We start from the raw sequence: 17,304 nt of genomic DNA on the forward strand, positions 1-17,304 counted from the left end.
AGGTCGCCACGGCCGTCGTCGCGACCGACGGCCGTACGCCCGAAGAAGTCACCCAAGTCGCCCTGGATGCACTGGAGTTGAAGGAAGCATGAGCGGGGCAGTCAACTCCGGGGCGAACTGGGCGAGTTGACCGGAGAGAAGGCCAAGGCCAGCGAGGTCGCCGCCTATTGCTGAAACGCGCTCGGGCAGTCCGGGGGCCGGTGATCCACGCGATATCCCCGAGGCGCCGCGCGCCTACAACCTGCTGGAACAGCGACAGACCAACGGCCGCGTGGAGCCGGTCCCGTGAACGATCCAGTCGGGCGTGGCGAAGCACTCAACGGCGTGACGGAACGGCAACGACCCAGAAAGGGCTCCATGACCCCCGTACAGGACAGCACCGGTGCACGGACGGACCGGCGGCAGGAGGACGTTCCCATCGCGGTCGTCGGCGTGTCCTGTCGGCTGCCCGGAGTGTCCTCGCCGCAGGAGTACTGGAACCTCCTGCGCGCAGGCGTGGACGCCGTCGGTCCGGCCCCCGCCGAACGCTGGGACGCCGAAGCGCTGTACGGCGACGGGGACATGGGCGCACCGGGCCGGGCCGACGTCCGGCACGGCGGGTTCCTGGACTGGTCCACGGTCACCGGATTCGACGCCGAGTTCTTCGGTATCGGCCCTCGCGAGGCACTGGCCATGGACCCTCAGCAGCGGCTGATGCTGGAGCTCGGTTGGGAGGCCCTCCAGGACGCCCGGATCGTCCCCGAACGGATCGCGGGCAGCCGCACCGGGGTGTTCGTAGGCTCTGTCTCGGACGACTACGCCACGCTGCTGCGCAGGGCCGGCACCGAAGCCGTCACTCGCCACTGGCTGACCGGTCTGCAGCGCGGTGTCATCGCCAACCGGGTCTCCTACTGCCTGGGGCTGCGCGGGCCCAGCCTGACCGTCGACTCGGCGCAGTCCTCGTCCCTCGTTGCGGTGCACCTGGCGTGCGAGAGCCTGCGGCGCGGAGAGAGCGAGCTGGCCCTCGCGGGCGGGGTGAACCTCATCCTCGCTCCGGAGAACGCGGTCGCCGCGGCCAAGATGGGCGGCCAGTCTCCGCGGGGCCGGATCCGCGCCTTCGACGCCCATGCCGACGGCTATGTACGGGGTGAGGGTGGTGGGTTCGTCGTCCTCAAGCCCCTCGACCGGGCGCTCGCCGACGGCGACCCCGTGCACTGCGTGATCCGCGGCAGCGCCGTGAACAACGACGGTGGCGGCGACGGGTTCACCGCACCGAGCGCCCGGGCGCAGGAAGATGTGGTCCGCCGGGCCCACGAGCGCGCCGGGACCCGCCCCGACGAGGTGCAGTACGTCGAACTCCACGGGACGGGGACCCCGGTCGGCGACCCCGTCGAGGCCGCCGCCCTGGGCGCCGCTCTCGGCCGTGCCCGCTCCGCGGACACGCCTGCACTGCACGTCGGTTCCGTCAAGACGAACATCGGTCACCTGGAAGGCGCCGCCGGTATCGCCGGACTCCTCAAGGTCGCCCTGAGCATCCGGCACCGTCGGCTGCCGCCGAGCCTGCACCACGAGACACCCCACCCGCGGATCCCGTTGGACGAGCTGAGACTCCACGTCCACACCGCGCTCTCCTCCTGGCCCGACGACCGGCGGGAACTCGTCGCGGGCGTCAGCTCCTTCGGGATGGGCGGCACCAACTGCCATGTGGTGCTGTCCGAGCCATCACGCGGGGAGTTGCCGACGGCCGAGCTACCGACGGCCGACGCGCCGCACACGCGGCGCGGGAAGGCGGTGCCGTGGACGCTCTCGGCCCGGACAGCCGAGGCATTGCGTGCACAGGCTGCCCGGCTGGCCGCCTTCGTGACCGACCAGGACACACTCGACGTCGCGGACGTCGGGCACGCCCTGGCGACCACCCGCTCGCTGTTCGAGCACCGCGCGGTCGTCGTCGGAACCGGTCGCGAGGAGCTCCTCGCGGGCCTCGCCGCCGTGTCCGAAGGCCGGTCCGTCAAGAACGCCGTTGTCGGTACGGGACGGACCGCGGCGGGCCGGACCGTCCTGGTGTTCCCCGGGCAGGGCTCGCAATGGCAGGCGATGGGACGGGCGCTCCTGGCGGAGAACGAGGTCTTCGCCGCGCACGTCGCGCGCTGCGAGCAGGCGCTCGGGGAGTTCGTCGACTGGTCCCTGACCGAAGTGCTGCGCGCCGAAGGGGGAGCGCCGTCGCTGGACCGGGTCGACGTGGTGCAGCCCGCTCTGTGGGCTGTCATGGTCTCGCTCGCCGAGGTGTGGAAGGTCTACGGAGTCGTACCGGACGCGGTCGTCGGCCACTCGCAGGGTGAGATCGCCGCCGCGCAGGTGGCCGGAGCGCTCTCCCTGCGCGACGCCGCGAAGATCGTCGCCCTGCGTGCGCAGGCCCTGGCCCGGCTGTCCGGGACCGGCGGCATGATCTCCGTACCCCTGCCGGTCGCCGAGGTGGCCGAGCGGATCGCCCCTTGGGCGGGCCGCGTCGCCGTGGCTGCCGTCAACGGGCCGGCCTCCACCGTGCTCGCCGGGGAGACGGCTGTCCTGGACCAACTGCTCGCCGCCTACCAGGCAGAGGACGTGCGGGCTCGGCGTATCGACGTCGACTACGCCTCGCACTCGCCCGGAATGGAGGCCGTACGGGACGAACTGCTTACCGCCCTGGCCGACATCGCTCCGCGGGCTGCTACGGACATCACCTTCTACTCGGCGGTGACCGCAGCGCCCGTCACCGACACGACACGGCTGGACGCCGCCTACTGGTTCCGCAACCTGCGGCAGACCGTCCGGTTCGAGGAGACTGTCCGTGCCCTGCTCGCGGACGGACACCGGCTGTTCGTCGAATGCAGCCCGCATCCGGTCCTCGCCGTGGGTGTCCAGGAGACCGTCGACCTCTTCACCAACGACGACGACCCGGCTGTGGTCGTCGGGACACTGCGGCGCGACCAGGGCGACACCGCTCGGCTGCTGACCTCGCTGGCGCAGGCACAGGTGAGCGGAGCGGAAGTGGACTGGAGCCCCGCCGTCCGCGAAGCGCGGCCCGTGGACCTGCCCACCTACGCCTTCCAACGCCGGACTTTCTGGCTGCCGTCCACCCCTCCCACCTCCTCCCCGGCCGCCCCGGGGACCGACCGCAGCGCACCGAGGTCCTTCGCCGAGCGGCTGGCCGCCGCACCGGAACCCGACCAGCATGCACTGCTCCTGGATCTGGTCCGGACGGAGGCCGCCGCGGTACTGGGGCACCCCTCCGCCGCAATGGTCGATGCGGCCCGCGACTTCAAGGCACTGGGCTTCGACTCCATCGGCGCGGTCGAGCTGCGTAACCGGCTCAACACCGCGACCGGCCTGAGACTCCCCACGACCACGGTCTACGCCCGTCCCACGCCCGGAGCCCTCGCCACGTACCTGCTGGCCGAACTCCTCGGCGACGCCCGGGCTGAGAGCTCGGAGCCGACGGCCGCCCCCGTCGTCGCCGCGGCGGACGAGCCGATCGCGATCGTGGGTATGGCGTGCCGCTTCCCCGGCGGAGTGACCGGCCCACAGGACCTGTGGCGGCTGGTCGCCGATGGCGAGGACGCCACCTCCGGGTTCCCGGACAACCGCGGCTGGGACCTCGAGTCCCTTTACGACCCGGACGCGTCGAGGCCGGGGACCTCGTACACCCGGCGCGGTGGATTCCTGCACGACGCCGATCGGTTCGACGCCGACTTCTTCGGGATCTCCCCGCGCGAGGCGCTGGCGATGGACCCGCAGCAGCGGCTGCTCCTGGAGACCTCCCGGGAGGCGCTGGAGCGGGCGGGGATCGACCCGGAGGCGCTACGGGGCAGCCTCACCGGCGTTTTCACCGGACTGATGGCGCCGGACTACGGACCGCGTCCGCACGAGTCCGGTGACGGCACGGATGGCCACCTGCTCACCGGCAGCGCGGCGAGCGTTGCCTCTGGGCGGATTGCTTACACGTTCGGGCTGGAGGGTCCGGCGGTGAGTGTGGACACGGCGTGTTCGTCGTCGCTGGTGGCGTTGCATCTGGCGGCGCAGTCGCTGCGGCAGGGGGAGTGCTCGCTGGCACTCGCCGGCGGTGTCACGGTCATGTCCAGCCCCGGAGTCTTCGTCGAGTTCTCGCGTCAGCGCGGTCTTTCGGCTGATGGGCGGTGCAGGGCGTTCGCGGCGGCGGCCGATGGCACCGGCTGGGGCGAGGGCGTCGGCGTGCTGGTCCTGGAGCGGTTGTCGGACGCGCGCCGTAACGGGCACCGGGTGCTGGCGGTGGTGCGGGGCTCGGCCGTCAACCAGGACGGCGCGAGCAACGGACTGACCGCACCCAACGGCCCCTCCCAGGAACGGGTGATCCGCCAGGCCCTGGCCGGCGCGGGCCTCGAGCCCGCAGATGTGGATGCGGTCGAGGCGCATGGGACCGGGACGCGGCTGGGGGACCCGATCGAGGCGCAGGCGCTGCTGGCGACCTACGGTCAGGGGCGTGCCGCCGACCGGCCGCTGTGGCTGGGCTCGGTCAAGTCGAACATCGGGCATTCCCAGGCCGCCGCGGGTGTGGCCGGGGTGATCAAGATGGTGATGGCGATGCGGCACGGTGTCCTGCCCAGGACGCTGCATGTGGACGAGCCGTCGCGGCAGGTCGACTGGTCGGCGGGCGCCGTGTCCCTGCTGACCCGCGAAGTGCCCTGGGAACGGGGTGAAGGGCCCCGTCGGGCCGGAGTGTCGTCCTTCGGGATCAGCGGCACCAACGCGCACGTCATCCTCGAAGAGGGCGACGGTGCACAGCCGGCCTCAGCACCGGCCGGTGGGGCTGCGGACGCGGCGCTTGCCTGGGTGCTGTCCGCGAAGAGCCCTGAGGCGCTGCGTGAACAGGCGCTGCGCCTCGCCACGCACCTGCGGGGAGCCGGGCAGGAGACACGCGATGTCGACGTGGCGTACACGCTTGCCCTGACCCGGTCGGCATTCGAGCACCGTGCCGCGATCGTCGGCAACGGCCGGGACGAAATGGTGGCGGGGCTCGCCGCGGTCGCCGCGGGCGCCGAAGGCGCCGTGAACGTCTCCGCGTCCGCTCCGGCGCACCGCCTCGCCACCTCCGTCGCCGAGGACTTCGTCCAGGGCGTCGCAGTGGACTGGCAGCTCCTGTTCGACGGCACGGGCGCAGGCCACGTGGAACTGCCGACCTATCCCTTCCGCAAGGAGCGGTACTGGCTCGAGGTGCCCCGGGGGGTGCGCAAGGACGGTCCGTCGACCGGTCCCGACGCCGCGGAGCAGCGCTTCTGGGCGGTGGTGGAACAGGGAGACACGGGCGCGCTCGCCGAGGAACTGCGCCTCGACGCCGCCCCCGACGGCCTCGCCGCCGAAGCCTTGGCCACTGCCCTCCCCGCCCTGTCCGCGTGGCGCGGCCGGCACCGCGCCCACGCCGCTCTGGGAGCTCTGCGCTATCGGATCGGTTGGCACAGGATTGTCGCCGAACGAGGTGTTCCGGCTTCCGGTACGTGGATCGTGGCCGTCCCAGCGGGGGCGGCGGGAACCACAGCAGGCCGGTGGGCCGACGCGGCGGCACGCGCATTGACCGCACGGGGAGCGCGGATCCACCGCGTCGACCTGGACCCGACGGCCGACCGGGCGGCACTCACCGAGCTGCTGCGGACCGCTCTCGACGACCACCGCCCGGTCGGCGTCCTGTCCCTGCTCGCCCTCGCCGAAGGCCATCTCCACGAACACCCCTCCGTATCCCTGGGGTTGGCGTCCTCGCTGGCCCTCACTCAGGTGCTGGGCGACCTGGATTCCGAGGTCCCGCTCTGGTACGCCACGACCGAAGCCGTAAGCACGGGCCCCGCGTCTGCAGGCGCGGACGATCCGTCTCCTCGCGTCCAACAGGCACAGGTGTGGGGCCTGGCCCGGATCGTCGCCCTGGAGCATCCGGAGCGACTGGGCGGCCTGATCGACCTGCCGCACCGGCCGGACGAGGCCTCGACCGAGCGACTCGCGGCCGTGCTGAGTGCGCCGGGCGGGGAGGACCAGCTCGCCGTGCGGTCGTCCGGTGTGTACGCCCGGCGCCTGGAGCGGGCCGCGACGGCGGCACACAAGGGCGCACGGCAGGTGCCGGGATCCTGGCGCACACACGGCACGGCCCTGATCGTCGGCGGCACCGGGGCGCTGGGCGCCCATGTGGCGCGATGGCTCGCGGCCGCCGGGGCCGAGCATCTGCTGCTGGTCAGCCGCCGGGGCGAACAGGCCCCAGGGGCAACGGAGTTGCGTGCCGAGCTGACCGAACTCGGCGTCCGCGTCACCCTCGCTGCCTGTGACGCGGGCGACCGCGACGCGCTGGCCGCCGTACTCGAAACAGTGCCCGAGGACCTTCCGCTGACCACCGTCGTGCACGCGGCAGGACAGCTCGACGACGCCCTGATCACGGCGCTGACACCTGGTCAGCTCGACCGTGCCCTGCGGGCCAAGGCGACAGCCGCACAGAACCTGGACGAGCTGACCAGGCGCTGGGACCTGTCGGCGTTCATTCTCTTCTCCTCGGTGGCGGCCACCTGGGGCCTGCCGGGACAGGGCGGCTACGCACCCGGCAACGCCCATCTGGACGCCCTAGCCGAGCGGCGCCGCGCGGAGGGCCTCGCGGCCACGTCGATCGCCTGGGGCGCGTGGGACGGGGCCGGGATGGCCGCGGACGCGGCCGAGGCAGGCCGGTTCGCCCACGTTGGCATGGATGGCCTCGCCCCCGCGACCGCACTCGCGGCCCTGGAACAGGCCCTCGTGGCCGACGACGCCTGTGTCACGGTGGCGCGCGTCGACTGGGAGCGCTTCGCGGCGGCCCACGCCGTGGCGCGCCCGCGTCCCCTTTTCGACGCGCTGCCCGAGGTCCGACGCGCACGGGAGGGCGGGGCCGGCACCCGCGAGGAGCCCGTCGGGCACCTCGCGGAACGACTGACGGAACTCGAGGCGGAGGCGCGCGAACCGGCCGTGCTGGACGTGGTGTGCAGCGCCGTCGCCGCCGTACTCGGCCACGGGTCCGTCCACCAGGTCCGCGCGGACCGGGTGTTCTCGGAACTCGGGCTCACCTCGCTGACCACGGTCGATCTGCGCAACCGCCTCAACGCGGCGACCGGTCTGCGGCTGTCGGCCACCCTGATCTTCGACCATCCCACCCCGCGCCGCCTTGCCCGGCACGTCCTCGAACGCCTCACCGGCGAGGGGAACGCCGCGCGGAGTACCGGCCTTCCGCATGGATCCGCGGGCACGGCGGACGAGCCGATCGCCATCGTGGGGATGGCCTGCCGCTACCCGGGCGGAGCCACCTCGCCGGAGGCCCTGTGGGACCTCGTGGCCGCGGGCGGTGACGCGATCGGCGAGATGCCTCACGACCGTGGCTGGGACGTGGAGAAGCTCTTCCATCCCGAGCCGGGCCGTGCGGGCACTTCGTACACCCGGCACGGCGGATTCCTCTACGACGCGGCCGAGTTCGACGCCCGGTTCTTCGGGATCTCCCCGCGCGAGGCGCTGGCGATGGACCCGCAGCAGCGGCTGCTCCTGGAGACCTCCTGGGAGGCCGTCGAGCGGGCGGGGATCGACCCCGGTGCCCTGCGGTCCACCGACACGGGCGTCTACATCGGCGCCTCGGCCGGTGAGTACGGGCCCCGGCTCTCGGAATCCACCGGCACGGCCGACGGCTACGTCCTGACCGGCAGCGCGGCGAGCGTTGTCTCCGGGCGGATTGCTTACACGTTCGGGCTGGAGGGTCCGGCGGTGAGTGTGGACACGGCGTGTTCGTCGTCGCTGGTGGCGTTGCATCTGGCGGCGCAGTCGCTGCGGCAGGGGGAGTGCTCGCTGGCACTCGCCGGCGGTGTCACGGTCATGTCCAGCCCCGGAGTCTTCGTCGAGTTCTCGCGTCAGCGCGGTCTTTCGGCTGATGGGCGGTGCAGGGCGTTCGCGGCGGCGGCCGATGGCACCGGCTGGGGCGAGGGCGTCGGCGTGCTGGTCCTGGAGCGGTTGTCGGACGCGCGCCGTAACGGGCACCGGGTGCTGGCGGTGGTGCGGGGCTCGGCCGTCAACCAGGACGGCGCGAGCAACGGACTGACCGCACCCAACGGCCCCTCCCAGGAACGGGTGATCCGCCAGGCCCTGGCCGGCGCGGGCCTCGAGCCCGCAGATGTGGATGCGGTCGAGGCGCATGGGACCGGGACGCGGCTGGGGGACCCGATCGAGGCGCAGGCGCTGCTGGCGACCTACGGTCAGGGGCGTGCCGCCGACCGGCCGCTGTGGCTGGGCTCGGTCAAGTCGAACATCGGGCATTCCCAGGCCGCCGCGGGTGTGGCCGGGGTGATCAAGATGGTGATGGCGATGCGGCACGGTGTCCTGCCCAGGACGCTGCATGTGGACGAGCCGTCGCGGCAGGTCGACTGGTCGGCGGGCGCCGTGTCCCTGCTGACCCGCGAAGTGCCCTGGGAACGGGGTGAAGGGCCCCGTCGGGCCGGAGTGTCGTCCTTCGGGATCAGCGGCACCAACGCGCACGTCATCCTCGAAGAGGGCGAAGAGACCGCTCAGGCGGTCCAGGACGTCGAGGCCGCACCAGCCGCCTGCGGGGCGTTCGGCGAAGGGCCGGTGCCCTGGGTGCTGTCCGCCCGTACCGCCGAAGGACTCCGGGCGCAGGCCGAACGGATGTCCTCGGCCCTCGCCGAGTACGCGCTGCTCGATCCAGTCGGCCTCGCCGCCCTCGGGCGGGCCCTGGCCACGACGCGCGCGGTGTTCGAGCACCGCGCCGTGATCGTCGGGTCCGGCCGGGACGAGTTGGTCGCGGGCCTCGCCGCGGTCGCCGCGGGCGCCGAAGGCGTCGTGCACGGCTCCGCGTCCGGTCCGGCGTACGGCCTCGCCACCTCCGTTGCCGAGGACTTCGCCCAGGGCGCCGAGGTGGACTGGGCGACCCTCTTCGCCGACGTGTCCGCCGCTCCCGTCAACCTGCCCACCTACCCCTTCCAGCGCAGGCGGTACTGGCTGACACCGGCCGCGCCGCGCACCGGGGCGGCGACACCGACCGCGCCGGGAGGACGGCAGCTCGACCACCCCCTGCTTTCCACGGTCCTGCACCTCGCCGGGACCGACGAGTACGTCCTCACCGGCCGGCTCTCCCACGAGGCCCAGCCCTGGCTGGGCGATCACCTGGTGACGGGGGCGGCGCTGCTGCCCGGTACCGCGTTCGTCGAACTCGCGCGGTGCGCCGGAGAAAAGGTCGGCCGTCCTGTCCTGGCCGAGCTCGGTGTTAGCGCCCCGCTCGTCACGCCCGCGCACGGCGACATCGCGCTCCAAGTGGCGGTCGGACCGGTGGACGAGGAAGGCCGACGGGAGATCCGCGTCTTCTCGCGCGCCGCCGACGACGTGACGGACACCGACGTCGCGTGGACGCACCATGCCACCGGTCTACTCGCCGCCGAGTCCGGCGACGGCCTTGGCCAGGCTCTCACCGACCGTCTCGGCCGGGCCTCCGACGGACCGGTCGAGTGGCCCCCGCGCGGGGCGTCGCCCCTGGACGTGAGCGATCTGTACGAACGACTGGCCCGCCGGGGCTACGGCTACGGTCCGTCCTTCCGGGGGCTGACCCGTGCCTGGCGGCACGGCGCGGACGTCTGGGCCGAAGTCGTCCTCGGGGAAGGCGAACACGCCGAGGCCGGACGATACGGCCTTCACCCTGCCCTGCTCGACGCGGCGCTGCACACTATCGATCTCGCGACGGACGGCACCGACGAGACCCCGGCCGTCCTACCCTTCGCCTGGCAGGACGTGACCTTCACTGGCGGCGGGGCACACCGTCTGCGCGTACGGCTGACCATGGCCGGCCCCGCGCAGGCGGGGCTCGCGGCGTACGACGAGGAGGGGCGGCAGGTGGCCGCCGTCGGGTCCGTCGTCCTGCGCCCGGTTCCCGAGAACCTGATGACAGGACAGGACCTCTACCGTGTCGCCTGGCCTGCCGCCCGTCCCGCGCCGAAGGCCGGCCTCGTCGGCCTGCCGAACTGGGTATTGATCGGTCCGGACTCCGGTGTCACGGACTCCTCGCCTCCCGATGCGGGCACGCCGACGCGGTACGCCGACCTCGCGGCGCTGAGCCGGGCGTTGGACGCGGGCGCACCGCTGCCGGACCTGGTCTGCGCCGTGGCCACCTCGGAACTCGTGGCCGGAAGCACGCCGCCCGACCGCGCCAGGGGGACGGCCGAGTGGGCCCTCACCCTGGTCCAGGACTGGCTCGCGGACCCGCGCTGGGAGCCCTCCCGGCTGGTCCTCGTGACCCGCTCCGCCGTTGCTGTGACTCCGGGCGAGTCGCCAGACCCCGCCGCCGCGGCCGCCTGGGGCCTGCTGCGCTCCGCCCAGACCGAGCATCCCAGACGCTTCGTGCTCGCGGACCTCGACTCCGCCGACTCTCTCCCGTCGGCTCTGGCCGTCGCGTCCGTCGGCGAAGAACCCCAACTGGCCCTGCGGACCGGAACCGTTCACGTGCCCCGGCTCGAACGCGTACCCTCCCCCGCTCCACGGGATGGCCGCAGGGCGCTCGACCCCGACGGGACAGTCCTCGTCACCGGAGGCACCGGGGTGCTCGGACGACTGGTCGCCCGGCATCTCGTGGAGGCGCACGGAGTGCGTCGGCTCGTGCTGGCCGGCCGCCGGGGTCTCGAGGCCGACGGCGCGCACAAGCTGCGGGACGCCCTGACCGCGGCGGGAGCGGACGCCGTCACCGTCGCCGCCTGCGACGTGGCCGACCGCACCGCTCTCGCGGGGCTGCTGGATGCCATCCCCGCCGAGCACCCGCTGACGGCCGTCGTACACGCGGCCGGTGTGCTGGACGACGGGGCCATCGGCTCGTTGACGCCCGAGCGGCTCGACCGGGTGATGCGGCCCAAGGCCGACGCGGCCTGGCAGTTGCACGAGCTGACGCGGCATCTGGACCTTGCGGCCTTCGTGCTGTTCTCCTCGGCTGCAGGGCTCCTTGGTTCCGCGGGACAGGGCAACTACGCCGCCGCCAATGCCTTCCTCGACGCTCTCGCCGCCCGGCGCCGTGCCGAAGGTCTGCCCGGCACCGCGCTGGCCTGGGGACTGTGGGAGGAGCGCAGCGGACTGACGGCAGGCCTCGGCGTGACCGATCTGGCCCGCCTCGCGCGGACCGGCGTCCGCCCGCTGCCCACCGACACCGGCCTCGCCCTGCTGGACGCGGCTCTCGCGACCGACGAGCCGAACCTGGCACCCGTACGCCTCGACCTCACCCAGCCCGACCCCGGCTCCGTTCTGCTGCGCGACCTGGTCCGCCCCCGCCCCGCCCCCAGGAGATCCGCACCCCCGTCCGCAGCGGCCCCCAAGGGTGATCTCGCCCGGCGAGTACGGACCATGGGTGAGACAGAGCGCCGCCGGCTGCTCACCGCCCTGGTCCGCGAGGAGACAGCGGCGGTGCTGGGCCTCGACGCCGAGGACGTCCTCGACCCAACACAGGACCATCGCGCCTTCTCCGAACTGGGCATGGACTCCCTCACCGCCCTCGAACTGCGCACCAGGCTCGGCAGGCTCACCGGCCTGCCACTGCCCGCCGGGCTTGTCTTCGACCATCCGACGCCACGGCACGTCGCCGCCTACCTGGAGGCCGGACTCACGGGCTCCGGGGCAGGGAAGCGGGACAGGCCGGCACCGGAGAAGGCCCACACGGTGGACGAGCCGGACGAGCCGATCGCGATCGTCGCCATGGCCTGCCGCTATCCCGGCGGAGTCATGGACCCCGGTGACCTGTGGGCCCTGGTCGCGAGCGGCTCCGACGCCGTGGGAGACATGCCGCGCGACCGCGGCTGGGACCTCGAAGGGCTGTACGACCCCGAGCCCGGCCGGCCGGGCAGGAGCTACACCCGGCACGGCGCCTTCCTCGACGCGGCGACCGAGTTCGACGCGGGCTTCTTCGGGATCTCCCCGCGCGAGGCGCTGGCGATGGACCCGCAGCAGCGACTGCTGCTGGAGACCTCCTGGGAGGCCGTCGAGCGGGCGGGCATCGACCCCGCCGCGCTGCGCGGCAGCAGGACCGGCGTCTTCGCTGGCGTGATGTACCACGACTACGGCTCGTGGTCGCGCACGCTCCCCGAGGAGGTCGAGGGCTATCTCGGCGCCGGCACGGCGGGCAGTGTCGCCTCGGGCCGGGTGGCGTACGCGATGGGCCTCGAGGGCCCCGCCGTGTCCGTGGACACCGCCTGTTCCTCGTCCCTGGTGGCGCTGCACCTGGCCGCCCAGTCGCTGCGCACGGGGGAGAGCGACCTGGCCCTCGCCGGCGGCGTGACGGTCATGGCGACCCCGACGCCGTTCGTCGAATTCTCCCGTCGGCGCGGCCTCGCCGCCGACGGACGCTGCAAGCCCTTCGCGGCGGCGGCCGACGGTACCGGCTGGGGCGAGGGCGTCGGAGTCCTGCTCATGGAGCGGCTCTCGGACGCGCGGCGCAACGGCCATCAGGTCCTCGCGCTCATACGCGGCTCCGCCGTGAACCAGGACGGCGCCAGCAACGGACTGACCGCACCCAACGGCCCGTCTCAGGAACAGGTGATCCGCCAGGCCCTGGCCGGCGCCGCACTCGCGCCCGCGGATGTCGACGCGGTGGAGGCCCATGGCACGGGCACTTCGCTGGGCGACCCGATCGAGGCGACCGCCCTGCTCGCCGCGTACGGGCAGGACCGGGACCCGGACCGTCCGCTGCTGGTCGGATCCGTCAAGTCCAACATCGGCCACACACAGGCCGCGGCGGGCGTCGCGGGAGTGATCAAGATGGTGATGGCGATGCGGCACGGCGCGCTGCCCAGGAGCCTGCACATCGACGAGCCGACGCCGCATGTGGACTGGTCGGCGGGTGCGGTCTCCCTGCTCACCGAGAGCGTGCCGTGGCCGGTGACCGGCCGCCCGCGACGGGCCGGTGTCTCCTCCTTCGGTATCAGCGGCACCAACGCCCATGTAGTCCTCGAACAGGCCCTGGCCGAGGAGTCGGACCGCGCTGCCGCGGCTCCCGGCTCCACAGGCCGGCCCGACGGCCGTGCCGTGCCGTGGCTGCTGTCCGCCCGTTCGGCCGACGCGCTCCGCTCCCAGGCCCTGCGACTGCGTCAGCGCCTCGACGCCAGGCCCGACCTGCACCCGCTCGACATCGGATACTCCCTGGCCACGACCCGTACCGCCTTCGAGTACCGGGCCGGCCTGGTGGAGGCGACGCGCGAGGACTTCCTCGACCGGCTGGACGAGCTCGTCTCCGGCAGTGGGGCGACCGGCGAAGCGACGAGCCGCGCCACCGGCGATCGGGTGGCCTACCTGTTCGCCGGACAGGGCAGTCAGCGGTCCGGCATGGGACGCCAACTCGCCCTCGCCCAACCGGTGTTCGCCGAGGCGTACGAGGAGGTCCTACGAGAGCTCGACAGCCGTCTGGCGCGGCCGCTGCGCGAGGTGATCGACGCCGATGAGGACGGCGAAGCCGCCGCAGACCCGGTCGGGCTGCTCGCGCGGACCGAATACACCCAGCCTGCCCTGTTCGCGGTCGAGGTGGCCCTCTTCCGGCTCCTGGAGCACTGGGGGGTCCGGCCTGACGCGCTGGCCGGTCACTCGGTCGGCGAGATCGCGGCCGCCCATGTGGCCGGAGTGCTCTCGCTTCCCGACGCGGCAGAACTGGTGACCGCGCGGGGCCGGTTGATGCAGGCCCTGCCGTCCGACGGTGCCATGGTGGCGGTCCAGGCGTCCGAGAGCGACGTCGCCCCGCTGCTGACCGAAGGTGTGTTCATTGCCGCGGTCAACGGCCCGGCGTCCGTGGTGCTCTCGGGCCGGACCGAGGCGGTCCTGGCCGCCGCCCAACACCTGCACTCTCTTGGACGACGGACGACCCGGCTGCGAGTCAGCCACGCCTTCCACTCCCCGCTGATGGACCCCATGCTCGACCGACTCCGCGAGGTGGCAGCGGGCCTGACCTTCCATCAGCCGGTCATCCCGATCGTCTCGACGGTCACCGGCCGCCCCGCGACGGCCGAGGAGCTGGGCTCGCCCGACTACTGGGCGGAGCAGGCCCGCATGCCCGTACGGTTCCACGACGCCGTCCTGCGGCTGACCGGGGACGGGGTACGGACCCTGGTGGACATCGGCCCCGACGGCTCGCTCAGCACTCTGGTCGCGGCACACGGGGATCCGGCCGTCGCGGCCGTGGCCACGATGCGCCGCGACCGGACCGAGCCGGACGCCCTGGCGCACGCGGTGGGCCGACTGCATGTGCGGGGCACGGACGTCGACTGGGGTGCGTACTTCGCCGGATCGGGCGCGCGTCGGGTGGATCTGCCGACCTACTCCTTCCAGCGCGCACGCTACTGGCTGGACCCCGAGGAACCGACGGGTGAAGCGGTGGGGACGAACCCCGCCGCCGTGACGGCCGCGGGCCTGCAGGCGCCTGGGCATCCGCTGCTCGGCGCCCTGCTCGAACTGCCGGACTCCGACGGCCTGTTGTTCACCGGGAGGCTGGCCGGGAACACGCACAGCTGGCCGGCCGACCACCGGGTCCGCGGGAACGTCCTGCTGCCGGGCTCCGCGTTCGTGGAGCTCGCCCTCCACGCCGGAGCCCGACTCGGCTGCGGCCGAGTGGCCGAACTCACCCTGAACAGCCCGCTGCTCCTTCCCGAAGAAGTCGGCGTCCAGGTGCGGCTGAAGGTCGGTCCCGGCGACGCCGACGGACGACGCCCGCTCACGGTGCACACGCGCCCCGAGCACCCCGACGACGGCGAGCCGTGGACCGAACACGCCACCGGCCTGCTCGCACCCGTGACCACGGAACCCGAGGCGACCACCGGCGCATGGCCGCCTGCCGGCGCCACACCGCTCCCCATCGACGGACTGTACGAGCGACTGGCCGCTTGCGGCGTCGCGTACGGTCCCGCCTTCCGAGGCCTGCGCGCCGCGTGGCGACTCGGCGAGCAACTGCTCGCCGAGGTGGTCCTGCCCGAACCCGTGGCGGGCGAGGCCGGACGGTACGCCCTCCACCCCGCGCTGCTGGACGCGGCGCTCCACGCGGCCGCCCCCCTGGACCCCGCCGACGCGCCCGCGCCACGGCTGCCCTTCACCTGGAACGGAGTCACCCTGTACGCCGAAGGCGCGCGGGCGGTGCGGGTGCGGCTGACCCCGCGCGGCGCCGACAGCCTCGCGATCGAGCTCTCGGACGCGCAGGGCCGGCCGGTCGCCGCCGTCGACTCGCTCCTCCTGCGTCCCGCCCCCTTGCTGGAGCACGCCGACGCCCCGCAACGGTCGTTGTACGAGGTCCGCTGGCGGCCCGTACCGATGCCTCGGCCCGCGTCACCGCAGGAGCCGACCGGGACCTGGGCGTCGGTCGGGCCGGTGGACCCGGCGACCGAGGCCGCGTTCGGCCCGGAGGTCGCGCGGTATGCCGACCTGGACGCCCTCCTCACCGCGCTCGACCGAGGCACGCCCGTACCCGACGCCGCGCTGGTGTGGCCCACGAACCCCGCCGACGCACAGGCCGGCGAGCTGCCCGCCCGGACCCGGGCCGCGGTCGACCGCACCGCCGACCTGCTGCGCGCCTGGACGGCGCACCCACACCTCAAGGCGAGCCGGCTCGTACTGCTCGCCCGGGGCGCCGCCACCACAGCGCCGGGCGATCAGGTACGCGACCTCGTGGCAAGCGCCGTATGGGGCCTGGCCCGGTCCGCACAGACCGAGCACCCGGGCCGGATCCTGCTCGTGGACACCGACGGGACGCCGGACTCGGCCCGGGCGCTACCCGCGGCGATCCGCTTGGACGAAGACCAACTGGCCCTGCGTGCCGGGGCGGTGAGCGTCCCCCGGCTCACCGCCCCGCGCACCACCATCCCCGCCGGCCCCCGGGCACGGGCCTTCGGCCCCACCGGAACGGTCCTGGTCACCGGCGGCACCGGCGCGCTGGGCGCGCTCGTCGCCCGGCACCTCGTCGTCGCACACGGCGTACGGCACCTCGTGCTCGCCGCACGCCAGGGCGACGCCGCGCCGGGCGCCGCGGCCCTGCGTGACGAGCTCACCCGGCACGGCGCCGATGCACGGATCGTCGCGTGCGACGTCGCCGACCGCACCGCTCTGGAGGCCCTGCTCGACTCCCTCCCCGCGACGCGGCCCCTGACCGGGGTCGTGCACTGCGCCGGAGTCCTGGACGACGGCGTCCTGGAGTCCCTCACCCCCGATCGCGCCCAACGGGTTCTGCGCCCCAAGGTGGACGCCGCCTGGCACCTGCACGAACTGACCAAGGACCGGAACCTGGCGGCGTTCGTGCTGTTCTCCTCCGTCGCCGGCCTTCTGGGACCGGCAGGGCAGGGCAACTACGCAGCCGCCAATGCCTTCCTGGACGCCCTCGCCGAACACCGGCGCGCCGCGGGGCTGCCCGCCACCGCACTGGCCTGGGGGTGGTGGGAGAACCCGCGCGGCATGGCCGGCGAACTCGACGTGGCCGCCCGGGTCCGGATGGCAAGGTCCGGCATCGCCGCCCTGAACACGGGTGACGCGCTGGCCCTCTTCGACACCGCCCTCGGCGCCGACACGGCAGTGCTGGCCCCTGTCCGGCTGGACCGTGCCGCCCTGCGTGCTCTGGCCGCACAAGACGCACTCGCCCCCCTGCTGTCCGAGACGACCGGTACCAGCCGCACGCCGGTGCCCCAAAGGCCCGCGGACGCCGCGGCCACCGCACCGGACGCGTGGCGCACGCGCCTGACCCAGGCAGCCCCCGAACAGCGCGCACACCTGCTGCTCGACCTGGTGCGCCGCGAGTCGGCCCGCGTACTCGGACAGCCCTCCGCCTCGGCGATCGATCCCCACGCGGGCCTGCTCGACCTGGGCTTCGACTCCCTGACTGCCGTCGAACTTCGCAACCGGCTCGCCGCAATCTGCGGATTCGACCTGCCCACCACCCTGGTCTTCGACCACCCCACGCCCGAACACCTGGCCCGGCACCTGGGGAAGGAGTTCCCGCGCCGGCTCGAACCGGAGACCGACGGCGCACTCGCCGCACTCGACGGGCTCGAACGCGCCCTGGCCGCCGCACCCCCCGACGGCGACCTCGGCGCACGCCTGCGGCCCCGGCTCGCCGCGCTGCTGGCGCGGTGGACCACTGAGGCAGGCGGCACCGGACCGGCCCCTTCCGGACACCCCGACCACACCTCCGCCGACCTCGCCGCAGCCACGTCCGACGAACTCCTCGCTTTTATCGACAAGAACCTCAGAAGGCCCTAGGGGGTCAGGCCCCGATCCGCCGCCCCCGCGTACACCGTCAAGCGTCCGACAACGAATGAGGTTTTG

At 73.5% G+C, this 17,304-nt stretch carries 1 protein-coding gene and 1 pseudogene; both read left to right on the forward strand.

The window, feature by feature from the left end:
- Positions 1 to 92, forward strand: a pseudogene (locus ACFY10_RS21385) (shikimate kinase); the annotation flags it as partial.
- Positions 93 to 357: 265 nt separating this feature from the next.
- Positions 358 to 17,238 (forward strand): SDR family NAD(P)-dependent oxidoreductase, encoded by a 16,881-nt coding sequence (locus ACFY10_RS21390; RefSeq protein ID WP_390666750.1) that lies wholly within the window; start codon positions 358 to 360, stop codon positions 17,236 to 17,238.
- Positions 17,239 to 17,304 lie beyond the last annotated feature (66 nt).

The sequence above is a fragment of the Streptomyces sp. NPDC001401 genome, from assembly GCF_042895385.1.
Lineage (GTDB): Bacteria > Actinomycetota > Actinomycetes > Streptomycetales > Streptomycetaceae > Streptomyces.

What these genes read in the sequence shown, in the direction of transcription:
- ACFY10_RS21390 (WP_390666750.1), top strand. Translation starts at nt 358, where the DNA reads ATGACCCCCGTACAGGACAGCACCGGTGCACGGACGGACCGGCGGCAG.